General features: G+C 68.2%; 15 protein-coding genes and 1 pseudogene. 5 read left to right on the top strand and 11 right to left on the bottom strand.

Going from position 1 to position 23,824, the window contains the following annotated elements; all coding sequences use genetic code 11:
* Window positions 1-2: 2 nt before the first annotated feature.
* Complete coding sequence (locus ACZ4LX_RS20450) at window positions 3-2,258, bottom strand: UvrD-helicase domain-containing protein (protein WP_467641302.1); 2,256 nt, start codon at window positions 2,256-2,258, stop codon at window positions 3-5.
* Window positions 2,255-9,082, bottom strand: coding sequence for a DEAD/DEAH box helicase (locus ACZ4LX_RS20455; protein WP_467641300.1), 6,828 nt, complete (start codon window positions 9,080-9,082; stop codon window positions 2,255-2,257). The genes ACZ4LX_RS20450 and ACZ4LX_RS20455 overlap by 4 nt, the downstream gene beginning before the upstream one ends.
* A 227-nt stretch (window positions 9,083-9,309) precedes the next feature.
* On the opposite strand from ACZ4LX_RS20455, the gene ACZ4LX_RS20460 reads away from it, so the two are divergent.
* Complete coding sequence (locus ACZ4LX_RS20460) at window positions 9,310-12,609, top strand: AAA domain-containing protein (protein WP_467641297.1); 3,300 nt, start codon at window positions 9,310-9,312, stop codon at window positions 12,607-12,609.
* A gap of 1 nt (window position 12,610) precedes the next feature.
* Here ACZ4LX_RS20460 and ACZ4LX_RS20465 read toward each other — a convergent pair whose 3' ends face one another.
* From ACZ4LX_RS20465 to ACZ4LX_RS20505, 9 genes are all read right to left on the bottom strand, one after another.
* Window positions 12,611-13,543: a hypothetical protein gene (locus tag ACZ4LX_RS20465; protein WP_467641294.1), complete on the bottom strand. Its 933-nt coding sequence runs from the start codon at window positions 13,541-13,543 to the stop codon at window positions 12,611-12,613.
* A 42-nt stretch (window positions 13,544-13,585) separates the two neighbouring features.
* The gene (locus tag ACZ4LX_RS20470; RefSeq protein ID WP_467641291.1) at window positions 13,586-14,734 is read right to left on the bottom strand and encodes an AAA family ATPase; all 1,149 of its coding nucleotides are present in this window, start codon (window positions 14,732-14,734) and stop codon (window positions 13,586-13,588) included.
* The gene (locus ACZ4LX_RS20475; protein WP_467641288.1) at window positions 14,731-16,044 is read right to left on the bottom strand and encodes a GmrSD restriction endonuclease domain-containing protein; all 1,314 of its coding nucleotides are present in this window, start codon (window positions 16,042-16,044) and stop codon (window positions 14,731-14,733) included. The genes ACZ4LX_RS20470 and ACZ4LX_RS20475 overlap by 4 nt, the downstream gene beginning before the upstream one ends.
* A 57-nt stretch (window positions 16,045-16,101) precedes the next feature.
* Complete coding sequence (locus tag ACZ4LX_RS20480; protein WP_467641285.1) at window positions 16,102-16,260, bottom strand: hypothetical protein; 159 nt, start codon at window positions 16,258-16,260, stop codon at window positions 16,102-16,104.
* A 6-nt stretch (window positions 16,261-16,266) separates the two neighbouring features.
* Window positions 16,267-16,713: a hypothetical protein gene (locus ACZ4LX_RS20485; RefSeq protein ID WP_467641283.1), complete on the bottom strand. Its 447-nt coding sequence runs from the start codon at window positions 16,711-16,713 to the stop codon at window positions 16,267-16,269.
* Between the two features lie 67 nt (window positions 16,714-16,780).
* The gene (locus ACZ4LX_RS20490) at window positions 16,781-17,509 is read right to left on the bottom strand and encodes a hypothetical protein (RefSeq protein ID WP_467641280.1); all 729 of its coding nucleotides are present in this window, start codon (window positions 17,507-17,509) and stop codon (window positions 16,781-16,783) included.
* A 216-nt stretch (window positions 17,510-17,725) separates the two neighbouring features.
* The gene (locus ACZ4LX_RS20495; protein WP_467721243.1) at window positions 17,726-20,086 is read right to left on the bottom strand and encodes a proprotein convertase P-domain-containing protein; all 2,361 of its coding nucleotides are present in this window, start codon (window positions 20,084-20,086) and stop codon (window positions 17,726-17,728) included.
* Between the two features lie 1,351 nt (window positions 20,087-21,437).
* Window positions 21,438-21,572 carry a hypothetical protein gene (locus tag ACZ4LX_RS20500; RefSeq protein WP_467641274.1) on the bottom strand — a complete coding sequence of 45 codons (135 nt, stop codon included), beginning with the start codon at window positions 21,570-21,572 and terminating at the stop codon, window positions 21,438-21,440.
* 17 nt (window positions 21,573-21,589) lie between these two features.
* Window positions 21,590-22,084 (bottom strand): ATP-binding protein, encoded by a 495-nt coding sequence (locus ACZ4LX_RS20505; protein WP_467641271.1) that lies wholly within the window; start codon window positions 22,082-22,084, stop codon window positions 21,590-21,592.
* A 154-nt stretch (window positions 22,085-22,238) separates the two neighbouring features.
* Here ACZ4LX_RS20505 and ACZ4LX_RS20510 point away from each other — a divergent pair, with 154 nt between their 5' ends.
* The 4 genes and pseudogenes from ACZ4LX_RS20510 to ACZ4LX_RS20525 all read left to right on the top strand — a co-directional run bounded on the left by ACZ4LX_RS20510 (window position 22,239) and on the right by ACZ4LX_RS20525 (window position 23,783).
* Window positions 22,239-23,078, top strand: a complete 840-nt coding sequence (locus tag ACZ4LX_RS20510; RefSeq protein WP_467641268.1) for a helix-turn-helix domain-containing protein — start codon at window positions 22,239-22,241, stop codon at window positions 23,076-23,078.
* On the top strand, window positions 23,075-23,278 hold the full coding sequence (locus ACZ4LX_RS20515; protein WP_467641265.1) for a DUF397 domain-containing protein: 204 nt from the start codon (window positions 23,075-23,077) through the stop codon (window positions 23,276-23,278). Before ACZ4LX_RS20510 ends, ACZ4LX_RS20515 begins: the two co-directional genes overlap by 4 nt.
* Window positions 23,279-23,318: 40 nt before the next feature.
* Window positions 23,319-23,583 (top strand): annotated as a pseudogene (locus tag ACZ4LX_RS20520) (Scr1 family TA system antitoxin-like transcriptional regulator); the annotation flags it as partial.
* Window positions 23,580-23,783: a DUF397 domain-containing protein gene (locus ACZ4LX_RS20525; RefSeq protein ID WP_467641262.1), complete on the top strand. Its 204-nt coding sequence runs from the start codon at window positions 23,580-23,582 to the stop codon at window positions 23,781-23,783. The pseudogene ACZ4LX_RS20520 and the gene ACZ4LX_RS20525, both read left to right, overlap by 4 nt.
* Window positions 23,784-23,824: the final 41 nt, after the last annotated feature.

Below are 23,824 nucleotides of genomic sequence, written 5' to 3' on the forward strand. Positions count from 1 at the left end.
TCCTATGAAGCGGGCTCACGCATGAGCGGTTCGAGGAACGGGCTGGGCCGGCCGTGCCAGAAGATGGCGAGGCTGTCCCGGGAACGGGTGGCCGCGACGAAGAGCAGCGAGCGGGCCCGCTGCAGCTCACGCCGGTGGCGGACGGCATCGTCGCTCCGCAGGCGGGCGACGGCCTCCCTCGGTACGAGCCCGTCCCGCACGCCCGCGATGACCATGCGCTGGTACTCAAGTCCCTTGAAGCGGAACATCGTGCCGATGTGGACGCCTTCGTCTCCGCGGGGGCCCTCGGGACCGATCTCGACGGCCTTGATCCCCTTGTGGGCGAGCAGGGTGTAGGCAAGCTCGCTCGCCATGGCGTTGGTCGGAACGCAGACAGCGATCTGACCAGGGGGTGTCGGCAGGGCGATCCAGTCGGCGAGGAGTGCGGCGATCGACTTCCGCTCGGACTCCCAGTCGTCGCAACCGTGCAACTCCGGAAGACTTCCGGTCAGGACGGACCTGTACCCGGCCAGGTCCTCGGCGCTGCCGTCCAGGTCGTCGAAGCTCTCACCGCTGAGTACACCGAGAGCGGAGCCGAGGATCTGCCGGGTCGTCCGGTAGCTCAACGTCAGCTTGGCCGACCGCCCGCGGATATGGACCCCGAGGCTGCCCAGCGTGACCTGGTTGCCGTAGATGCGCTGGTGCGTGTCACCCACGAGGAAGATGTCGTTGGCGGCACGCGGCGCCATCGCCCGCAGCAGCTTCCAGTGCGCGGCCCGCAGGTCCTGCGCCTCGTCGACGACGATGTGCTGGAAGCGGTGGTGCAGCCAGCCCGCGGAGCCGGCCTGGAGATGGATGTTGTCGAGACCACCCGCCTCCTCCCGCTGACGCTCGACGGCCTGGATCCGCCGCTCGCGGTCCATCTCCAGCCGCGCCGCACGCTCCGCGACCTGTTCCCAGGTCTGCCGCCCGAGGCGGTCCAGCCGCTGGGTGAACCGCTCGGCGAGCTGCCAGATCTCGGCGCGCTCGGCCCGTGCGATGTTCTTGCCCCGGCCGGCTCGCCGCGCACGGAAGTACTCGGTCCGGGACACGACGGCCTGGCCCAGGATGACCTGCGACCACTCGTCGTGCAGGAACTGGGCGTCCCACCCGGTCTCGCCCAGCTCGTCGAGCATGGCACGCCACTCCCGGAGAGCCTGGCTCTCGTCGAGTGTCTGCTTGGCGCTCCCGGGCTCGGCCTCGCGTACGACGCGCAGCGCGAGCTGATCGACGTGGCTGATCTCCACGCGCGCCAGCAGCTCCTCGCCGCCCAGCTGGAGCAGCCGTGACCTGAGGTCGGCGGCGAGATTCTTGTTGTACGTGGTGAGGAGGACGGGCTTGTTGCGTCCGGGAGGGAGCCGGTCCACCAGGTGCTTGACCCGGTGCAGGGCCACGATGGTCTTGCCCGTGCCCGGCCCGCCACCCACCCGGGCGGGACCCGAGTACTCGCGTTCGACGAGCCGGGACTGGGCCGGGTGGAGGAACACCTTCCACCGGCCGAAGTCGCCGCCCTCCAGGGCTTCGCGCAGCGCCTCGTCCGTCGTCGTGACCATGGTGGCCGGCCGCTCGGCGGCGGCCCGGAAGTCGTCGGTGTCGACGGGGTCAGGTGCGGAGACGGGACTGGTGATCTGCTCCAGCACCGCGTCGTACGAGGCGCCGTCGTGAAGTGCGAGCAGGACTTCGGAAGTGAGCTGCGGGGCGTACTCCGCCAGGCCGAGGAGCTGATCCTCCGTGGTCAGGGTCCGGACGACCGGTACGAGCGGTCCCGCGACTCCGAGGTCGGTGAGCTGCTCGTCGGAGAACGCGGCGAACAGCGGTACGGGAACGGGCGCCGGGACAGGCTCGACGGGTGCGGTGGCGGGCCCGGGAGCCGCCGCTCGACGGAGGACGCTCTCCTCGACGATCTCGAGGTCGACGTACTCGATGCCGCCGGTGATCCGGTTGATGCCGTACGAGAGCCGGTCGAGCTTCTCGTACACGTCCTTGCGGTGTTTGACGGAGACGATGAGCCAGTCGGTCTCCGCCAGGCGCAGCAGCAGGGCCCGGTACTCGTCGTTGACACGGGCCGACCAGAGCCGGTCGTGACCCTCCAGTTGTTTCAACCGCAGACCCCGGAGCTGCGGGTTCTCCTTGAACTTGTGCTGGAAGTCGTAGATCGCGCCCTTGACCGCACGAGGCAGCCTCAGGATCTCCCTGTCCGCCTTGTCGAGCAGACGCAGGGTCACGCCCGTGGTCGTCATCGCTGCTGGTCTCCGTCGTTCGTGTCCGTGTCTTCGCCCTCCGCCGCGGCGAGGAGGTCCTTGATGTCCCGGGGGGTGCAGGAGACCGCTGTGCTGATCCACCAGCCTGCCGAGACGAAGGCCCTGTCCCGGTCCTCCGCGTCGTGGTCACGCTCCCCGTCGGCCGGCCGGTGGGCCGTCACCACGGCGATCCGGGCGGAGGGCCAGGCGAGTTCGGCCATCCAGCCGTGCTCGTCCAGCTCGTATCCGGCTTCCGGCGGCACCACGTCCAGAGCGCGCAGCCCCTGGCTGAGGGGGAGCAGACCGGGTTCATCGGGGTCGAGGAACTCCAGCACCTGTTCCCAGCCCGTGTCATGAGCCGCGCCGGAGGGCGGGGCCGGCCGGGAGGCGGGGACGACCGGGGCGGGCTCTTCCGCCAGGTCTCCGGCGGGGCTCGCCGTGACGGCGGCGGCCGGCCGCTCGGCCCGCTGCGATTCGAGCCAGCCCGAGCCTCCGGCGACGGTCAGGCCGTCGATGGCGAAGCCTTCCAGGAGGCTGGTCGTCAACTGGACGCTGTCACCGCCTCCGTGCTCCAGGAACTGCAGCACATTGCTCCAGTAGAGCCAGCCCTGCCAGCGCCGCTTGTGCCCTGCCTCGTCCGCCACAGCCCGGTCGCTGTCGTCGAGCAGGGTCAGCGCGGTCCACATCGGCGGCCGGTGGCGACCGTCCGCGGCGGCCGTGACCACACATCCTGCGGCGTCGACCGCGGTCAGCAGCTGCACCGGTCCCTTGGGCCCCTGCGGGGCGCCGCCCCGCAGCGCGGCGAGGAACTGTTCGCCGACGGCCTGAGGGTGCAGTGCGGCGATCCGGGCTCCGGCGCCCAGCAGCCCCGCGACAGCTGCCTCGGCGCGCTGCTGCCACGAGGAAGCGTCCGGAGCACGCAGATGAGCGATCAGCAGGTCCGCCGGATTCACCCAGAGGTTCGCCGACAGCTCGCCCGGCAGGCCGCCGTGCACGCCCGCGTAGTAGTCACGGGCACGCTTCTGGCCCTGCTCGCCGTACGGCACCCAGACCGGGTTCTCCGGCCCGGCGCTCGCGTACCCCGTGTCACGGACCCGGGTCCGCCAGTCCTTCACGTCGTAGTAGGTGAGCTGGAAGACCCGTATCCCGTCGGCGCGCAGCCGGGTGCGCTTGACGGCGTCGTCGGCCAGCCTGTCCTTGTGCTTCGGCCCGGCGTGGAACTCGTATCCGTCGAGGTAGAGCGCGGTCCGCGGACCGGGCGCGTCCGTACGTTCGAAGAGGACATCGGGGCGGGTGCCGTCGAGGACCCGCTGCTGGGAGACCCGCCAGCTGACGGTGTCCCCGTCCACGCCGGTCAGCCGCAGGTCCAGCGAGTACGTCCCGGCCGTGGTCGTGTAGGCGTCCGCGCTGGCCTTGGCCGAGGGCTGCTTCGCCCATTCGCCCAAGGTCTCCAGGAACATGACCTCAAGATCGCTCTCGGCCTGCCGCTCCAGCGGGATCTGGTGGGTGGCCGCGACCGGTGAGGTGGCCCAGTCGCCGCCGTCGGCACCCAGCAGCTCGTCGAACATCTGCCGGACCTCGTTGCGGCTGACCTTGTCGTAGTCGCCGGCGGGTACACGGCGCAGCAGACAGCGATGGCAGCCGTCGAGGCCCTTCTCGATGCACGGGCAGCTGTCGATCACCTCGCGGGCCCTCAGCAGCACGTCGCGGAAGCCGTCGGAGGTGGCGAGCCGGTGCAGATAGCCGGTGCCGCCCGGCAGACGGTCGTAGACGACGAGGAAACGGCGAGGCCATTCCGGGGCGTTGCCGTCGGGCATGGACGCGGCGGTGATCTCGATGTGGTCCGGGTCGCCGCCGTAGCGTGCGGCGATGCCCACGAACAGCGCGGCGGTGAAGGACGCGAGACGTTCCTTGACGCGGGTGACCGACGCGGGAAGCAGGATACGGACGGCCTCGGTGGTCAGCTCGTGAGCCAGGAGCAGAGGGACGTCCTCTCCCTTCCCCTGGCCTTCCTGGGCGCTCGTACGGACTTTGCGGCGCGGGCACCACAGCTGGTGGTGGGCGCTGGCCCTGGTCGCCGCGGCAAGGGATTCGGAGAGCGCGTCCTGATGGTGGTCCACCACCGGACGCCCTTCGGAGGTGGCGCCGCCGCAGCTCGTGCAGACGTAGAACGGGTTGATCCGTACGTCGGCCCCGGCGAGAGGCACGGTGCTGCTGCCGTCCTGGCGGTCGAGGCCCAGGTTCAGCGTGCGCACCACGGCCCGGCGGGTGAAGTCCACGCCGAACACCGCGGTGTTGTGGCGCCAGGAGCCCGCAGCCAGGTGTATGGGATCGACGTCCACAGTGGTGAGGACGGCGTACCTTCTGCTGTCGCGCTCGTCCTTGTCGTCCCGGAGCCGGGCGTCGTCCCGCTTGTCGCGCGACATGACCCGCTTCGGTTCGAGAACGCGCTGGACACAGCCCGCGTCGGCGATCTCCCGGCCGCCGCACCGAGGACAGGGCGAGGCATCGGCCTGGGCGTTCTCCGTACGGACGTAGCCGCAGGCGGGGCACATCCGCCAGACCGACCAGGCACGACGCTCCGGACTGCCGATGTCCAGGGCCCGGACGACGTGCTTGTAGCCGTTGACGTAGAAGCTGTTTCCCGGCGCCAGTTCGGACAGCGCGGACCGGCGGGAGCGCTCGTAGTCCCGGACCTCGCTGTGGTAGGTCTTCTTGGCCCCTTCGGCCTCGGGCTGCTCGGTCCAGGAGAGGGTGGCCTCCAGCTGCGTGGTGGTGTCCGAGAGGGTGTAGTTGGGCAGGAGACCGAGCTCGACGAGAGCCCCGTGGGCACTGGTCTGGTTCAGGTCGCGCAGCAGGTTGCCCGTCGCGTAGCGCTCGGCGCGCAACTCACGCCATTCGCGTTCCTGCTCGGGATCGCTGCGCACGAGCTGGTCCATCGCCGTGTCGATGGCGTGGAGCCGGCGCCGGAGTTCCTCGCCGCGGCCGGTCCACTCCTCCTCGGCTTCCTGGAGCGCGCGCACGATGCCACCGCGCGCGTACGCGCGCAGTTCGTCGGCGGCCTGGCCGGAGACCCCGGTGTCCGGCCGGCCCGGAAGGGAGGGGAAGAGGTCCAGGAACGATTCGACGAGCACGGCGCCATGGGCGAGGGCCGCGTCCGCGAGATCCTGGCACCACGCGGTGCTGCCGAACAGCGCCGACACCAGGCGCGGCGCGGGTTGCAGCGGCTCACCGTCGCTCGTCGTGAGCCGGCCCCGCGCCGCGAGGTCCAGCAGATGCGCCGTGTACTGGCGGCGCAGGATCTCCACCGCGGAGAGGTAGCAGCCGGGCGGCACGATGTCCCCGGCGATCATCTCCCGAGGCTCGTCGAGGTAGTACAGATCGCGGGCCCGGCGACCACCGAAGGCCACCACCAGGGCGTTGCCCGTCCTGCGGCCCGCACGGCCCGCCCGCTGCACGTAGTTGGCAGGGCCCTTCGGAAGCGATCCCAGCAGGACCGCGGACAGGTCCCCGATGTCGATGCCGAGCTCCAGCGTCGGAGTGCACGAGAGCACGTTCGGGTCGGTGTAGTGGGTGCCGTCGCGGAAGGCCCGCTCCACGCGCTCCCGCTGGGGCCGGGTGAGCATGCCGGTGTGCTCGGCCGTGACGACCCGGAAGGTGCCACCCGTCCGGTAGAGGTGCCGGTAGTAGTCGTCGCGGTAGTCGCGCGGCCGCGGGCCGCCGAAGCTGGTGGAACCGGAGGACGGCACCGTGGCCCGGCCCGGCTGCGGCGCGGTGATCTGTCCCCGGCACCGGTACCGGGGACAGGGATGGCCGTACCAGCGGGTCCGCCGGGAGGGATGGACGACCTGCTGCCAGCCGCACGCCTCACAGGTGACGAAGGCCTTGTTGACGATGCCGTCCTCAAGGAGCCGCACCTCGACGTGGCCGGGCTGCAGGCCGTAGACCTTCGTCGTCCGGTCCTGTGCCGTCCGCACCGCGAGGAGCCCCTCGTCGACGAGGACCGGCAGCAGCCTGCGGAGATACTCCGCCGCCCCGGGGGCGTCGAGACCCAGGCACCGGCGCGCCCAGTCCTGGTACCAGCCGGTGCGGGCCGTCGTCGAGTCGAAGTCGGACCTGCCCTTGTCACCGTCGAGCAGGAAGCGCGGCGCGGCCACACTGTCGGGGAACGCCGGCATGCCGTCAGGCCTGCCGCCCCAGATCTTGAACCGGGTCACCCCGGCGTCCTTCATCCACGGCTCCAGCCACCGGTGCCGGACCCCGCCGCGTTGCCGGACCCGCTCCAGCAGCCCGCGGACGAAGGCCAGATAGCGCTCGGCCGTCGGCAGGCCGGTGCCGAGCAGCTGACCGGGCAGCGCCATGTGCAGGTCGCGGGCGAGCACGGTGATCCGGTGCTGGTCCCCGATGACGACCTCGGCGGCCGCCGTTCGGGTCAGCTCCAGGGTGCGGCCCTGCCGGGAACGGAGCCCGAACTCCATGACGGTGGCGAAGGCGAGCCGTTCTCCGATGAGCTTCCAGGTCCGCAGATCGCCCGTGCCCCGACCCGAGAGCAGCCGGTCCACGCCCGGCTCGTCGTACAGATCGGGCGGGACCACAGCCGCGAGGGCCTGCGGATCCTCGACGGAGTCGAGCACGTTCCCGATCAGGTCGTTGAGAGCCGAAGGCTCGCCGGACTCGTCCAGATTGCGCGCGAGGAGTGAGCGAAGCGAGAACGTGAACGACCGGTTCGCCACGTACCCCGCACGGTGGGCCGCGTCCTGGGTCGAGTCGTTGAACAGGAGGGTCTTGCGCTCCTCCGCTTCGAGCGCGACCTCCTGACCGGTGAACAGCTGGGTCACCGTCGCGGCCGCCAGGGCGGCCGGCCGGGTGCCGAGGAAGCGCATCGCGTTGTCGGTGTCGCAGGCGGGGCAGCGCTGATCGACGGCGGCCCGGTCGGCGGTCTTCTTCTCGGTGATCGCCAGGACGAAGCAGGCGTCCTGCAGATTCCCGGCGTCCTGGGCGACCGGCAGCCGGTACGTCCCCTGAGCACCGTCCAGGATCAGCGCCGGTGGCTGTCCGCCTCCCGTCGCGGGGCGGGACTGGCTGACCGCCGCCAGCGTGTCCTCCTGCTCCGCGGCCGTGGCGGCGATGAAATAGCGGACCCGCCGCTTCTCCCGCCCCACGCTGGCGCGCCAGATCTTGTCGTGGGCCATCACGAGCTGCTGGGGATCGGCTTCCGGGGAGACGGCCGCCCAGCCGGACCGGCCACAGTGGCGGCAGTACACGGCAGGCAGCCTTGTGCTCGCCTGCCGTACGGCGGTGTCCGCGCCGATCGCCGACTGTGCGCGATGAGAACGCGTCACGTGCCCGATCCGGCCGGCTTCGGGTTCCTCGTCGCCCTCGGGGGGTGTCGCGAGCAGGGCGGAACGCCGAGCGCGATCGTCCTCGTACCAGTGGAACTCGGGCTTGCCCGGGCCGACTCCACGCACGATCCGGCCGACCGGCCGGACCCACAGATGGGTCTCGACGTGCAGCAGGGGGCGCGGGCGGCGCTCGTCCGATTCCGGATCGCGGGCGGCCGACAGCAGGGCGACGAAGCGAGCGAGCGCGGCGAGGGCGAGGCGGGGGTTCTCCCGGGCGGTCCGGCCCCAGGTGTACCCGAACCGGCCGAGGCGGTCACGGAGTTCCCATTCGCTCAGCGGGTCACCGTCGAGGAGGGACAGCACCCCCTGGGTGAAGTCGTGCTGCTTGAGCAGCCGCCCGACCTCGAAGGCGGACAGGCCCTGCTGCCCGAGCATCCGATCCGCCAGGGCATTGAGATCGAGCAGGTCCGGACGCGACACCACATCGGGGCCGCCCGAGCAGGCGATGACCTCCTCGGGCGAAGGCGGTTCGGGCAGACCGTAGTTCACCGGCCCGGTGAACTGCTCGGGCGTCATCCGCTCCTCGCCCACCAGCGCGTCCGCGGTGAACGGCATCCCGAAGACCTGAGCGGCCACCTCCAGGATGGAGCCGGGACCGGTCCCGGGACCGCCCTCACCGAGCGTCGCCGAGGTCGCCACCGGGCAGATCGAACCGAGGGGACGCCCGGGCTCGCTCTGCCCCGTGGTCATCGCCAGGCGGCGCAGCAGCATGGCGACGTCCGTGCCCTGCGCCCCGTCATACGTATGGAACTCGTCCAGCACCACGTACCGGATCCCGGAGTCCTGCCACAGCGCGCGGTCCTCGGTCCGCTGGAGCAGCAGATCGAGCATCTTGTAGTTCGTGATGAGCAGGTCGGGCGGCGACTGCCGCATCTCCTCGCGCCGCGTCATCACCCGGCGGAAGTCGGTGTCCGGCCGGTCGCCGATGTAGAGCCCCGCGGTCACCTGGGCCAGTTCCGGCTGCGCGAGGTACTCGCCGACGCGGCCGGCCTGATCGGTGGCGAGCGCGTTCATCGGATAGAGGAGCACGGCCTTGACCCCGCGCCGGCCGAGTGCCTTCTCACGTCGGCAGTGGTCGAGGACGGGAACGAGGAACGACTCGGTCTTCCCGGAACCCGTCCCCGTCGTGACCAGCGTCGGCAGGGCGGGCCCGTGGAGCGTGCTCAGCCGCTCGTACGCCTTCGCCTGATGCCGGTACGGAGTGAATCCCGGGTTCCACTCCAGGTGCTTCTCCCAGCCGTCAACGGCCTTGTGGAAGGGGGTCCTGATCCGCAGATAGGGGCCGCGGAACATCCCGGTCTCGGGATGTTCGAGGAACCGCTCCAGTGCCCGGCGGGTGTCCTCGTCGGTGAGCGCGTACGTCGTCGTGAGGTACTGGGTGAGACTGCCCCGCAGCTGCGCGGCGGCCAGCGTGGGCCTCACGACGTTCTCCTTCGCCTCGTGCCAGGTCGGTGAGCTGCGTCAACGGTATATGTCGCCTCGGACAGACCGTTCCGCAGTCCGGTTGACGAAGACCGGGACATGGCCGAATAGCGACCGATCCGAGTCTCGAACCTTCCATTCCCGCTGTGGAGGCCACGGCTTTCACCTAACGGGAGGTGCCGGAGCCTCCGCAAGATCTACCATTCGCGAGCCGATAAGGGGGAGCTTTGGGCTGGCGCGAGGAAATCACCACGGCGGTCGACGAATGGATCGCCGTGGAAGGAGGAGCAGGTCAGCGCCCGCGATGGCGAAGGATCGGCCGTGCGGCCCGGGCCGGCGAGCCGGGTCGCTATGCGGTGGATCTTCGCGGCACCGAACTCAACCCCGACCAGCTCGAAAGCCTGCGCCTCTCCGGGCCCGAGGAATCGGGTGTGGAAGCCGGCTTCGCCGTCACCGAAACCACGCAGAGCGGTTCGGCGCTGACCGTCAAAGTCGCCGAGTTCGCGGACCCGGTCGACCCCTTCCTCTGGGTTCTGCAACAGCCCCCCACCTTTCTGCTGGAATCCCTGAGGGACGGCATCGCCGGGTTGGGGGAGACTCCCCTCGGCAGCCTGCTTGCTTCGGGCAGCCCCGCCGGAGAGCCTGCCCGGACCGAGGCGCCGGCCGGCCTCTTTCCCGAGCAGAAGGAGGCGTACCGGGCCTGCCTGGGGACCGGCGTACGCCTCGTGTGGGGGCCACCCGGCACAGGCAAGACGATGGTGCTCACACTGGCCATCGGCGATCTGATCACCGCAGGCAAGAAGATTCTGCTTGTCTCCGCGACCAACATCGCTGTGGACAACGCCCTGAAGGGGGTCCTGAGGGGACACCGCCACAACAGCGGAGACATCGTCCGCGTGGGACCGCCCCAGCTGAAGGAGATCGCCGACGACCCGCACGTGTCCCTTCCTCTCATGGTCCGGGCCCGGCTGGCCGACGTCGAGGGCCGGCGTGCCCGGGTGTCAGTGGAACTGCTGGACATCCGAAGCCGCGCGGAGGATCTGGCGGAGCTGGAGGCGGGCCTTGTACGGTTCGACGCGGAGGCCTATGCGCAGGCCAGGGGCTTGCTGACCGAGCCGTTCGGTGATGCGGCATCGCGCGATGTACGGGTATCGGAACTGAAGAAGGCCGCCCGGGAGGTCGGCCAGAGCCTGGCGGCGGCCGAGCAGGAGCTGAACAGGGCGCTGAAGGACCGGGACGACACCGAGGACTCCCGCCACCTCTGGAAGCAGGTCGATGCCCTCCTCAACGAGGCCGACGGGGTGGAACACGCTGCCACGGCAGCCGAGTCCGCCGCTCTGCAGAGCCAGGAGCGGCTGCGCGAGACGCAGCGCGCCCTGCGCGAGGTCGAGAACCGGACAGGGTTCGCCAAGCTGCGTTCACGAGCTGAGCGAACCGACGCCCAGGCCGCGTGCGGTGAGGCGGGAGTCCAATTCCGAGAGGCACACGACCATGCCCTCAAGGCCCGCGACATCGCGGATCGCCGCCGGGCCCAGATCGCGGTCCAGGCCGACGAGATGACTCGGGCGATCCCCTTCTCCGACACCGAGATCGACCGACGTGACAAGGCGGCGCGCGCCACCGCCGCCCGCCACCGCACCCTGACCCGGTCGCTGGGCGAATTTCGTACGGCTCTCGCCACGGCCGAGGACGAAGCCGGGCGCGCGCACCTCGCCGAGGCACTCATCGCCACAGCCGATGAACAGGGCTGGCCGGCCCGGCACGAGAAGGCTGAGGCTCTGCGTCCCGTCGTTGCCGCCGAAGCGGCTCGGAAGGGCTCGCTGGAGGAGCGGTACAAGAAGATCCAGGAGGAGTACGAGCGCCTCGCCCGCGACGCGCAGGGCGAGATCATCAAGAACGCCCGTCTCGTCGCCACGACCCTGGCCCGTTTCCGTACCAACCGGCATGTCTTCTCCGGCAACTACGACGTGGTCCTCATCGACGAGGTTGGCGCCGCCTCCCTGCCCGAGGTCCTGCTCGCCGTCTCCCACGCCCAGCAGGCGGCCGTGCTCCTCGGCGACTTCATGCAGCTGGGCCCGGTCGTCCCCCGAGCGCTGAAGGACAAAAGGCGCCCTGATATCCAGCGCTGGCTGGTTCCGGACGTGTTCCAGCACTGCGGTATCACCGACCCGGCGGCAGCGCGGGCACATCCCGCCTGTACGACTCTGGTGACCCAGAACCGGTTCGGCCATGCCGTGATGGGTCTCGTGAACGGCCTGGCCTACGGCGGTGTGCTCCAGGCCGGCCCCGTCGTACGGAGTTCCAGGAGCCCCGAGGACCCGGAGATCGTCCTCATCGACACCGACGGGCTCCACGAACTCGCCCATGTCCATCTCACGGGCCCCAGCAAGGGCTGGTGGCCCGCGGGCCCGCTCATCGCCCGGGCCCTGGTCGATCTGCACGGCGGGGACGGTGAGACCACGGGCGTCGTGACCCCGTACGGAGACCAGGCCGAGGCCACGCTGGAGGCGCTGCGCGACATCGAACGGGATGGTGGTCCGAGCGCCGAGGTCGGCACCGCGCACCGGTTCCAGGGACGGGAGTTCCCCATCGTCGTCTTCGACACCGTCGAGGGCGAGCACAGCCGGCCGCTGTGGATGGCGAAGGCATCGCGCGCACCGGAGGCGAGCGACTGGATGCGCAGCGGGATCAGGCTGTTCAACGTGGCTGTGACCCGTGTACAGACTCGTGTGTACGTCATCGCGAGCGGCACACGCATCCGGGAGGTGGCACGGAGGGCGCCGGACTCACCGTTCGGACGGCTGCACGCCCTCATCGGCTCGCCCGGAGTGCGGGTCCTCCCCGCCAACTCTCTGATCACGCCACCCGAACTGGACGTTCCACGCGGGGAGTTCGGCGACCGTCTGGCGGAGGTCCTCTCACGGCACGTGGAGGTCAGTGATGTCGACGACGAGACGACGTTCTACGCATCCTTCGTCGCCGCCATCAGAAGCGCGCGGACATCCCTGTGGCTGTGGACCCCCTGGGTGGCCAGGCGCGTCCGGATGATCCTCCCGGAGCTGCGCGCGGCGGTCGACCGGGGGGTACGGGTGACCGTTTTCGTCCGCGACCCCAGTGACCAGCTCCAGAAGAAGCCGGCGAACCTGTCTCTTGTCGAGGACCTGCGTGCGGTCGTCCACAAGGTCGTTCCGATGAACGTCATGCATCAGAAGATCGTGGTCGTGGACGAAAGGACCGTGATGCTCGGCAGCCTCAACGCCCTGTCGCAGAGCTGGACCCGCGAGGTGATGGTCACCATGCGCGGCGCCTACTTCGCCCGCAAGATCCTCACTCACGAGCATGCCGAGATCTTCGCCCGTCCACCGAAGTGCCCCCGGTGCGGGCAGGACGACATCGAGATCAGGCGCGGTGCGAAGGAGAACTGGTACTGGCGCTGCTACAACAGCCGGTGCCCGACGGGCGGCGGCAACAAGGCATGGAAGAAGGACATCGAGCTCTGGCGCCGCCCGGGCAGCGCAAAGCGGTAGCTCACCGCGAGCTGCGTGGAACGTCCTCCTCCAGACGCTTCCGGCCGATGTAGCCGATACGTACGCGGCCCTCCTCGGTGACGACGCGCAGGTGGATGCGGCCGGGCCTCGGCCGGAACCGGGTGTGGAGGCTGAACAGCCGCTTCTCCCCGTCCGCGTCGGGGAAGTCGCACAGCCCGAGTCTGATCCGCGTGTCACTCTCGGGGACCACCTTGATGGGCCAGACAGGTTCCGAGTCGCCGGGCTTCCATGCCTCGGCCGCCGCGTTGAGCGAGAGTAGCGCCGCCCGGACCGAGGTCACGGAGATACCCGGGAGGCTTCTCAGGTTGTCCTCCACCCCAGGGGCGAACTGGAGCGAGGCGAAAAGAATCTCGCGTTCCTCCCACAGCTGCGTGCCGGAGGTGACGGCGTTCGCGGCGCTCTCGCGTATCCAGTCCGTGTGTTCCGCGACGTGCTCGGGTGTCGAGGCGTGCCGGACCTCCGCGCTGTCCTCCTGGACGTCGTCCTCGTCGACGCGTACGTACTCGACGCTCAGCCAGGAGGCTTCCCAGGGCCGGGCGGTAAGGAGGCTGACGGCCAGCGTCTCCATGAGATGGGCGGCGGCGAGCCCGAGAACCCGGTCACCGTCGTGACGGTATTCGACGTCCTGATCCTCGGGAGGGGCCGGTAGCACAGTGGAGTGCGGGGACTTGCGGTTGAGTAGCCGCATGAACCGCCAGTGGTCCCGGTTCCGGCTCTCGTTCCGCCACTGGGCGAGGTAGTAGCCGGGAGCGATCTCCAGGTCCTCCAGTCGGACCTCGCTGACGAGGCTCGCTCCGTTGTCCACCCGCCTGACCGCCTGGCAGACCTTCACGAAGTCGCGCATGGCCTGCCCGGCCTCGTCCTGCGAGCAGTCGGAGACGCAGGATTTCTCGTTGAAGAACATGAGCACCATGAAGCGCCCCCCTTGTGGCTTCCGGAACTGACAGGCGGGCGGTCAGCCCAACAGCTGGTCGAGCGTGTTCTCCGACTCGTCGAAGAAGCCCTCCGGCCATTCGGAGAGCGATCCGTCCTCGGCCACCGTCGGGGTGATGATCTCTACTCCGGCCCCGTTGCCCCGGAAGAAGTGCACCGCGGTGTCCCCGGCCGCGAGCCGCCCCTGCTTGACCGCGAGCCGGGTCCCGTCGAGTACGTGGTCGCTGTGGGTCTCGACGACGAGCTGTGCACCGGCTGACGCCGCGGCGGCGATGAGGGAGGCCATACGGGACTGGCCGCGCGGGTGGAGGTGGGCCTCGGGGTTCTCCAGCAGGATGAGGCTGCCGGGCCCGGCGGTGAGACACGCCACGACGATGGGAAGGGCGTACGTGAGGCCGAAGCCGACGTTCGTCGGGCGCCGGCGCCGGGTGGAGTCCAGGCCGGCGGTGCCGCCGAACCCGAAGCTGAGACTCACCGAGTCGATGCCGGGAATCTCCGAGGCTTCGAGGTTGACTCCGGGGCACAGCTCCTGCATCCACGCGACGACCTGGTCGAGCAGGGTGTGCCCGCCGGCTGCCGGGTGCCGGAGCGGGTGACCGTCCGGCACGACGTCCTGCGCGTGGTGCCGGATGAAGTTCACGGCGTGCTCACCGCGCGCGCCGAGGAAGCCGCGGCCGATCGCCTGGTGGTGCGAGCGGGGGTAGGTCGTGGCGGGCGTGATTCGATCGGCTTGGAGGTACTGGAAGCGCCGGGAGAAGAGAGGAGTGTCCCTCCAGTCGTTCGGTCCGATGGCGAGGTTGAGCGGCAGAACGTCCTGCTCGGGTACGTATTGGGCGGTCCAACCGTACTGCTGCCCGTCGGTGGTGGTGAACGCGATGGAGATCCTCGGGTCCGCGCCCGGCGGTTTGGAGACGAAGTCCTCGTGCAGAAGGTCCTGACCGGTGCCCAGTTCGACGAGATCGCCGTCGAGGAGGAGACCTCCGTAGCTGTCGGTGTCCCCGTCGATGGACATGAGGATGCCCGAGTCGTACGACTGGCGCAGGAGCGCCAGCGACTGCAGAACGGTGCTCTTCCCCGAGGAGTTGAGACCTGTGAGGAGCGTGACCGGGGCCAGCCGGATACCGGCGGACCGGAACGCCTTGAAGTTGTTCAGAAACAGCTGATCGATCACTGCGTGCTGCCCCCGTTGTTCTCCAGGACGGTGCGGAAGAGTGCGCGGACCTTGGCAAAGCGGTCGACCACTTTGACCCGGTCGCCGGTGCCCACGGACACGGCCCGCTCGAAGTCCCGGTCGGTCATGAGCTGCTGGAAACCCTCGACCACCTGTTCCCGGGACGTTACCAGCGCAGATCGTTCACGGTCCGAGAGAGCGGCCAGATTCACCGAAACCGTCTCGAAGATGGCTTTGTTGACCGGGGAGCGCCGAGTCTGACCAGGGAACTGCTTGCGGAAGGCATGGCTTTCGAAGATCTTCTCAGCCGTGACCATGGCCCGCCGGAAGTCGTGGCCGTGCCCTTCTCGCTCGTCCTCGGTGAGCCGGTTGACCTGGCGCATGGTGAGAGCGAGGAACTGGTCGAAGTCCTGGCTCCGGAACAGGTTGGGATCGGTGAGTCGGAAGGCAAGATAGCGCAGCACCATCTCGCGGTCCGCCATCCGCTCGCTGTAGACGCCGTGACTGGTGGCCGAGGCGAACTCCGGCGATTCGGCGAGAGTGGACAGGAGCTGCCGTGCCGGCCCGGGGACGAGCGCGTGCCGGATCTCCTGACGGGTCAGCGGGAGGCCGCCGGTGTTGATGCGGGCGAAGATGTTGAACTTGACCTCGTCGGGAGTCCCCGGCCGGATGAGGTGGACGACGACCTGGCTCTCGTTGAGACGGATCTGCATGCGCCCCGACAGATCGTCGTACCCCTTGCCCTCGAAGTCGTCCTTGAGGTACTCCAGGCCGCGCAACTTCAGCGGTCCGGACTGTATCCCGGCCTTCGCCAGAGCCTCGGGGGCAATGAATCGCGCGATCGCGGTGAGGCGCTGGATGCCGTCGACGATGGCCCAGGAACTGTCCTGGGCCCAGGAGCTGTCGGTGAGTTCGGAGGCGTAGAAGGAGGGGATGGGGATGCGCAGGAGCAGGGACTCGATCAGACGGCTCTGCTGCTCGTCCGACCAGATGCCCGCCTTGCGCTGAAAGTCCGGGGCGAGGTCGATCATCCCGTTGACCAGCCGGGAGATCAGTAGGTTGATCGTCGGGTTGAGGGTCTGGATCTCGATCTTGGACGGGTCGTACGGTGCCGTGATCCGCTCATCCGCGATGTCCGACTCCTCGTCGGGCCGCTCCAGCTCGACATCGGTGCTCCGACCGCCCGCCCCGATCTCCACCAGGAAGCCCCCGCTGTCCTCGGCGGACACATCGTCCAGATAGCGGCCGTACAGGGACAGCTGGTCCTTCGGCTGGGGTGCGCGGTTGGTGCCGCTGTCCTCCGGTGACATGTCTCGCGTCCGTTCCCTCGCAGGAGTGGCTTCCTATCGACCCGCATTGATTCTGCCTCACAGGTGTGCGGCCGGATCGATGGCTCTCCACCGGGCGTGGAGGGAGCCGGCCTGCCCCAGGACCACGGACACGCCGAGGGCGCCGAGCAGCGTTCCCTCGGGGCGCAGCTCCCAGCGATTACGCCCGGCCAGGACACCTTCGCGCAACCCGCTCACCAGGTTTTACGATGCGAGTTTTTGCTTGCCGTCCAAAATGGCGAGCGCCCATGAGGTCTTCTCGTCATCGGGTGAAACTTTCAATTTCTGCTCGTCCCCCTTGTCGATGAAGACGTTGCCGATGGTCACCGGGCCTCCGCACTTGATTTTCACCGGGTCCGATGACTCACTCCGAAGGAAAAGCTTCCCCTTTCCGGCGCATCGCACGTGAACGGTGTAGACGTCCTTTTCCGGCACGAAGGAATCGATATCCCGAGTGCCTTTTCCGGCAGTTTCCGGGATCAAATAATCGGCCTTTTCCGGCAGTCTCAGATCCAGGGGCTCAACGACGGCCGAAGGCGGGGACGCCGGCTTTGCTTCCGCCTCCTTCGTGGGCTCACCACCCTCGGATGAGCATGCCGAGAGAAATAGGGCGAGCAGCGCCGGGGCGACGAATGCAACTTTGCGCATCATTGATCTCCTCAAGTGGGTGCCCCGGAGGCCCTGAGGCCTCCGGGGCACCTCTCGTGTACGGGCCTGGTCAGCCGCTGATGACCCAGCCCTCACGGTACGGGGCCCAGACGGTCATGTACTGCTTGTTGCTGATAGTGCAGTTGCTGTTGGCGCGGGCTATGTAGCCGTACACCTTCTCCCTCTTGATGCCGTAGTCGCCGTACACGGTCTTGTGTGCCTTGACCTTGCCGTATGCCTCGACTCCCAGCTCGGAGGTCCAGGACTTCTTGGCCGACGCGGTGACCTCGGTCTTGATCTTCCCCAGCCACAGGACCTTGGCCTCGCCGCCGATGCTGACGGAAGCGCCGATCTCGGTCGTGCCGGACTTCTTCGTCGTGAACTTGAAGTCCATGGTGCTGCTGCGGTTGTTCTGCACGAACGTGCTGTACTTGACGGCCATCGTGTTCTTCAGGTTCTTGGAGATGTGCACGAAGTTGTAGGGGCTGCCGCAGTACAGCCCGGTGGGCGAGGAGAGGTCTTCCGTGCCGGTGATGGGCTCATCGGGAAGGTCCGGCCCATCCACCTGGCTGGGCAGGTCGAGCTCCTCGTTCAGCTCGTCGATGGACTCGATACCGCTGAGGACCTCTCCTCCTCCGGACGGTGCGTCGCCGAGCTCGTCCGGCACGATCGTCGAGCCCTCTGCGATCACTGGTGCGTCGACCGGAACGTCCGTGTCCGCGAGCGCCGGCGAAGCCGCACCGCCAAGGATCAGGATGCTGCTGACTGCGCCGACCGCAACTCTGGTACGAACGGACATTGTGCCCCCACAATTAGTACGCGCTCCCCATTGGAACTACGCCTTGAAATGAATTCTTGCACGACGTCCGGCCCGTTGTGAAGAAATCGCAATTGATTGAGCTAGATCTGAGCTTGCATGTCCCGACAACGTTGCCATTCTGAAGAATGAAAGGACGGCTCGTCCGGATTACCGGATCGAGCCGTCCTTCTCATCTCATTGTGCAGGTGAAAGCGGTCAGAAAGTCAGAGACCAACCGTTCAGTGTGCCGGTGGAACCCGTGTCCGTGTCATCTATGCTGAGGTTCCAGGTGCCGGATGCCGGTGCTGTACTGACATCCACCGTGTAAATGTGCTGAAGAGTGCCGCCCGACTCCGATGAAGAATCCGGCTTGAGCAAATGCAGCTCGCCGTTCGGGTCGACCAGGCGGATTGCCAGATCGCCGATCCATCCATGGGTGATTTCGACGTACACCTTGAGTTCCTTGGGAGCGCTGCCCGTGAGTCCGCTGACCGTCATCGGCGAACGTACGTAGTCGGCGTCGGGCAGGGCGACAGGGGTCTGGCTCTCGTGCGACGGGAAGTCGAGCGACCAGCCCTTCAGCGAGCCGACGGCGCCGGCCGATGTGTCCTGGACCCGCAGCGTCCAGGTCCCATTCGCGGGAGAGGTGTGGGCGTCTACCGTGTAGGTGCCGCTGACCGGTGAGTCAGTGGCGGAGGTGGACTTGACCCCGTAGGACTTCCCGTCAGGAGCGATCAGGTCGACCTTGAGGTCCCCGGACCACTCGTGGACGGCGTCCACCTGCACCTGCAGTGTCCCGGAGGCCGCGCCGGGCAGGCCGGCTACGGCAATGGTCGAGTCGAGTGTGCCGGCATCCGGGATCGCGACGGTTCCCTTCTGCGCGAACGAATTCGGGATCAGGGTCCAGCTCTGGAGCGTGCCGACACCGCCCGCGGAGCGGTCCTCCACCTGAAGCTTCCAAGTGCCGCCGGCGGGGGATGCACTGGCGTCGACGGAGTACGTCGCGCTCAGTGCACCTTGGGTCTGGCTTCCGCCAGTTGCCTTGAGCGGGTAGGACTTGCCGTCCGGGGCGATCAGGTCGATCTTGACCTCGGGGTGCCAGTCGTGCGTCAGGTTCACATGCACCTGGAGCGACTTGGACGCCTTGCCCGTCACCCCGGAGACGGTCACCGGTGACTGCACGATTCCCGGATCGGGGATGGTGTAGGCCTTGCCGTTGCTGATGTGTGACGCCAGCGGCTTGGCGTCTGGCGTAGGCGGTGGTGTCGGCTCGCTCTCCCCCAGAGCCTTGCCTATGTCCAGACGGGGGGTGGTCACCGTCCCGTCGACGATGGGCTTGCCGGTCGACTTGAGCAGCTGCTCGAGTTCGGCGATGGTCTTGGTGGGATACGTCTGACGCATGACGGCAAGTGCGCCGGCCACGTGAGGCGCCGACATCGAGGTTCCGCTCTCGGCCGCGTAGGCACCCTTGCGCACCGAGGAGACGATCCCTTCGCCCGGCGCGAACAGGTCGAGCAGGGCGCCGCGGTTGGAGAACTCCGAGACTGTGTCGCTGTAGGTCGAGGAACCGACGCTGACTGCGCTGTCGACACAGGCGGGGCTGTTGACCCTGTTGCTGAAACCGTTGTTGCCTGCTGCGACGACGGTGGCGACTCCGGCTCCGAGCAGCGCGTCGATCATGGGCTTGCGTATGTCGGAGCCGCAGGGAGAGCTGTACTGCCCACCGCCGAGGCTGAGGTTCGCGGCGATGATCGGAGTTCCGGCCTGCTGAAGTTGCAGAACCTTCTCCAGCGCGGCGACTTGAGCGCTGCTGAAGCTCTTCACGCAGGGCGTGTTGCCCTCACCGCAGTAGTCGGGGGAATCCAGCTTGCTGTACACCTGAATGGCGATCACGGCGGCATCCGGCGCAACGCCCGAGAGGGGAGCTCCGACGATGCCGGTTCCGTCGCCGGCCGCGATGCCCGCGACATGTGTTCCGTGCTCGCACTCGGTGATGGTGGCACAGGGGCCGACCTCGGAGTCGGCCGTCCCCGGCCCTTCCTCGGCCTCTGTTCCTCCGGGGCACAGGCTCGTGGCGGAGTACGCGGGGTCGATCGGCGAGAAGCACGCCTCGGAGATCACACGTCCCTGGAGGAACGGGTGCTTTACCGCCACTCCCGTGTCGATGATGGCAATTGCGCTGCCTTTGCCGGTTTTGCCATTCTTGATGGCCTGATCGCCACCGATGAAGGGCACGCTGGTGTCCAGGGTGGGCTCCGAGAGGGTGTCCTCCGTCACGCTCACCACGCCGGCCTTGGTGGCGAGGGCGTCGAGGCCGCTCTTGTCGACCTGGAGCGTGACCATCGGCAGCTTCTGGAACTTCTGCATCGTCCTGCCCGCAGCGGATGCGCTGGAGAGGTCCGCTCGCTCTTCCGTCACGACATTGACGCGAGCCGTGCCCCGCTTGGCCGCAAGCTCGTACAACTGCGGATCAATCGGTCCGTTCGCCGCGGGAGCTGACGGAGCATCGGGGGAGGGTGTGCCGGCCACCGCCGGCGCCGCCCCCATGGCCAAGGCCATCACCGCGGCAGCCACCACGGTCCATATCGGTCTGTTCATATCGCTCTCGTGGAAGTGGGCAGGCGCAGCCCGCCAGTTGAAGTTGCGCCCCAGTTGCGAGAGCCCAGCGCGAACCGCTGTGCGCGGGCTCGGTCAAGTAGCAAGTAGGGCTGCGTGAACGCCGCAACTGCCGCACAGAAAAGGAGACGGCCTCGCCTCTCGCATGGCCGAGACGCGGAGCTCCCCAGGCTCCGCCAGCAACGGGTGTCGAAGTGCCGCACGCCCCCTCGTGTCGATCACCTCTGGATTGGCACGGACCTTAGAGCGAGTTGTGAATGTCTTGCAAGGTGTCATGTAACTGGAAAATCGCGTTCAATTCGTTGCTGGCGCAAATTTCTTGATGCAATCCGGTCGCCCGGCTGGTCAGCATCAGTCGAAGACAGGCGCCTGATCAACTTGAGTCGGCCGAGTCTCGACAGCAAACCGGAACGTGGCATCCCGGTTGTGTGAGATCGGAGTGCGCAAGGTCACGTGGGGATCGGTATGCTTCCCGTGAAGGTGACATGTACATTCGGCCGGTGCAGATCACAAGGCAGGGCAACCCACGCTTCGCCGAACCGTCAGGATCACGCGGAAGGTCACTCGTGGTCAGGAGCCTCCTATGGCTCACCGCCGCCATTCCCGCTCTCGTGGCCGTTTGGATCCTGTGGGCGATCCTCATGGCCGGCGGCGGGCTCACCACCGCCAGTTTCTGCACCCTCCTGGTTGCACCGGGAGCGGTCTTCTGCCTTGTCGGTAAGACACGGGCGAAGCGTCGTGCTCGCACCCGCGATGGGGGAGTGAACGCCGTGAGCGTGCTGCGAGGCGACGAGATACCGGCGTCTCGCCGCTGACCCCGCGTACGAGGGTTCTCAGCCTGTTCCCTGCCGCGAGCCACAGGTACGGTTCGGCGCCCCGGGCGGGGCGTACGGCGTGACGGGGCGCGGTCGACTCGTCGGCCGGGGGCTCTTCGTGTGGAGTGCGCCCGCACGGTCGTGTCGTCGCCCGTTCCCCAACTGCGGAAGGTGCCGCAGGACACCTCGGCGGTGGCCATCGGGAACCGTCCCCTTCCAGCCCCTTCCAGCCCCTTCCGGTTCTGCCCGTGTTCGGCGCCGAGCATGACTCTTCGGGACCCGGGTGACGGTAGGTCACACACACCAGTGTGGGGTGCGGGCGGAGGGCCGACCAGTGGGGTGAGCGTGTCGGCCCGGAGTGCCCTGGCGAACAGCGCGCGAGGGCTCGCGCCTCCGCCGAGGGAGGGGCGACGACTTCGGCGTGCCGGGTCGCGGCGTCCTCGGCCGGGGCCGTCAGGGGCTGGTCCTTACAGGAGAGGACCTGCTCGCCGTGCACGTCACGGATGGCGTTGCAGGTGGTCCGGCCCCACTCCGGAGTCGTGCCCGGCTCCCGGCTCCCGGCTCCCGATGCCGTGCACGAAGAGGTATCCGACGCGCCGGCGGGTGGCATTGCGCTGCTTGCGCTTGGCCAAGGAGAAGAACCTCCAGGTCAGTTGGGGACTCTGGAAACAGTCTGTACCTCATTACGGACAACGAGTTTCGCCCAGACGATCTTGCCGGGGGCGGTCACGCGGGGTGTGGTGCCCCAGTGGGTCGCGAGGGCCGCCACGAGGAGCAGGCCTCGGCCGGCTTCGGCGTCCGGTGAAGGGGTGGTGAGTGCGGGCATCCGCTCGGTGCGGGTGTCGGTGACCTCGATGCGGATGGTCGTGGCGTCGTCGACAGTGCTGGTGGCAAGGCGTAGACGGAAGTCCCGGCCGGGGATGTGGCCGTGGCGCACGGCGTTCGCGGCAAGCTCGGCGGCGATGAGGGTGACGGTGTCGTTGGTGGTCGTGTTGTACGGGTGGCCCCACTCGTGGAGCCGGTGCGAGACGAGACGCCGGGCGAGCCGGGCGCCGCGCGGGGTGGACGTGAAGCGCATGTCGAACTCCTGCGCGGCGGGGTTGATTTCGGCCCCCGGCTGGATGGGGTGAGTTGTGGACTTCATGCCGCCAACGGTGGCGTTGCGTGAGTACCGTCGACCAGGAGTGACGCGCGGACGGGTGCGGGCTGTATGCGTCGGTGCGGAGGGTGTGGGCGGTACGGGGCGTGACTGGCGGGACAGCCGGTGCGTTGGGCGTTGGGCGTGGGAGGCGCGGATCATGGACGATCGGGAAGTGGAAGCCGGTTACGAGGCCGAGCAGGGGGCGACAGGCATCCTCCAGGTGTTCGGCAGGCAGTTGAAGCGGTTCCGGGAGTGGGCTGGGCTGGACCGGGCGGAGTTCGGGGCGAGGACGGGGTACTCGGCAGCGACCATCGCGGCGTACGAGCAGGGGCGGCGGATCCCGCCACCGAAGTTCATCGATCAGGCGGATGAGCTGCTTGGGGCGCGCGGCATCTTGAAGGAGATGAAGGAGGAGGTCGCGCGGGCGCAGTACCCGGCGTTCTTCCGGGGTGCGGCGAAGCTGGAGAGGGAGGCCGTTGAGTTGCATGTGTATGCGACGAAGGCTGTTCCGGGGCTGTTGCAGACCGAGGAGTACGCACGGGCTGTCTGTGCCATGTGGCGACCGTTGCTGTCCGAGGAGACCGCCGAGCAACGAGTCTCGGCGCGTCTGGCCCGACAAGCTATCTTCGCGCGAACGCCGCTGCCCACCATCAGCTTCGTCATTGAGGAGTCGCTCTTGCGCCGCCCGTTCGGGGGACGGGCCGTCATGCGCGGTCAGCTGGAGCAGCTCATCCTCTGCGGGCAGCGGCGCAATGTCGAAATCCAGATGATGCCGACCGAGGTGGAGGAGCACGCTGGACTCGAAGGCCCCTTCACCTTGATCGAAACGCGAGAGGGGCGGAGGATCGCCTACGTGGAGGGGTACAAGGACAGTCGTCTGTACACAGAGCGAAAGCCGGTCCGAGAACTTGAGGAGCAGTACGGCATCCTCAGGGCTCAGGCGCTCACTCCGCGCGAGACGCTGACCCTCATTGAGAAGCTGCTGGGAGATGCATGAACACCGAAGAGCCTGCCGGAACCGTGCCTGAGTCGGCGTGGTTCAAGAGCAGTTACAGCACCGGATCGGGTGGCGAGTGCGTAGAGGTGGCGAACGCCGCCCGTTCGACGCATGTCCGTGACTCGAAGAACAAGGCCGGGGCCATGCTGAGCTTCGGCGCGGAGCAGTGGGTGGCGTTCGTCGCCTTCGCGTCGCACTGACCTGTACGACAACACGGGCCGCGCCAACCTCGGTTGGTGCGGCCCGTTCGAGCAGATCCTGCTGGCTGCCCAGCGGCACAATGTTTCGATCCAGGTGATGCCGACCCGCCTTGAGGAACATGCAGGGCTTGGCGTTTCGTTCACCTTGATCGAGACAAAGGAAGCGCGGAGGATGGCTTACGTGGAAGCGCACCAGGACAGCCGTCTGTACACCGCGCGCAAGTCAGTACGGGCTCCTCAGGGCTCAGGCGCTCACCCCACGTGAGTCGTTGAACGTCATCGAGAAGGCGCTGGGAGAGGTATGAACACGACAGAGCCTGTGCGGCCTGTGCCGGAATCGGCCTGGTTCAAGAGCAGCTACAGCAGTGGCGCAGGCGGCGAGTGCGTAGAGGTGGCGAACGCCGCCCGTTCGACGCATGTCCGTGACTCGAAGAACAAGGCCGGGGCCATGCTGAGCTTCGGCGCGGAGCAGTGGGTGGCGTTCGTCGCCTTCGCGTCGCACTGACCTGTACGACAACACGGGCCGCGCCAAACTCGGTTGGTGCG

This window comes from Streptomyces sp. NPDC026062 (assembly GCF_055568375.1).

What these genes read in the sequence shown, in the direction of transcription:
- ACZ4LX_RS20450 (WP_467641302.1), bottom strand. Translation starts at nt 2,258, where the DNA reads ATGACGACCACGGGCGTGACCCTGCGTCTGCTCGACAAGGCGGACAGG.
- ACZ4LX_RS20465 (WP_467641294.1), bottom strand. Translation starts at nt 13,543, where the DNA reads ATGGTGCTCATGTTCTTCAACGAGAAATCCTGCGTCTCCGACTGCTCG.
- ACZ4LX_RS20475 (WP_467641288.1), bottom strand. Translation starts at nt 16,044, where the DNA reads ATGTCACCGGAGGACAGCGGCACCAACCGCGCACCCCAGCCGAAGGAC.
- ACZ4LX_RS20485 (WP_467641283.1), bottom strand. Translation starts at nt 16,713, where the DNA reads ATGATGCGCAAAGTTGCATTCGTCGCCCCGGCGCTGCTCGCCCTATTT.
- ACZ4LX_RS20490 (WP_467641280.1), bottom strand. Translation starts at nt 17,509, where the DNA reads ATGTCCGTTCGTACCAGAGTTGCGGTCGGCGCAGTCAGCAGCATCCTG.
- ACZ4LX_RS20505 (WP_467641271.1), bottom strand. Translation starts at nt 22,084, where the DNA reads ATGAAGTCCACAACTCACCCCATCCAGCCGGGGGCCGAAATCAACCCC.
- ACZ4LX_RS20510 (WP_467641268.1), top strand. Translation starts at nt 22,239, where the DNA reads ATGGACGATCGGGAAGTGGAAGCCGGTTACGAGGCCGAGCAGGGGGCG.
- ACZ4LX_RS20515 (WP_467641265.1), top strand. Translation starts at nt 23,075, where the DNA reads ATGAACACCGAAGAGCCTGCCGGAACCGTGCCTGAGTCGGCGTGGTTC.
- ACZ4LX_RS20525 (WP_467641262.1), top strand. Translation starts at nt 23,580, where the DNA reads ATGAACACGACAGAGCCTGTGCGGCCTGTGCCGGAATCGGCCTGGTTC.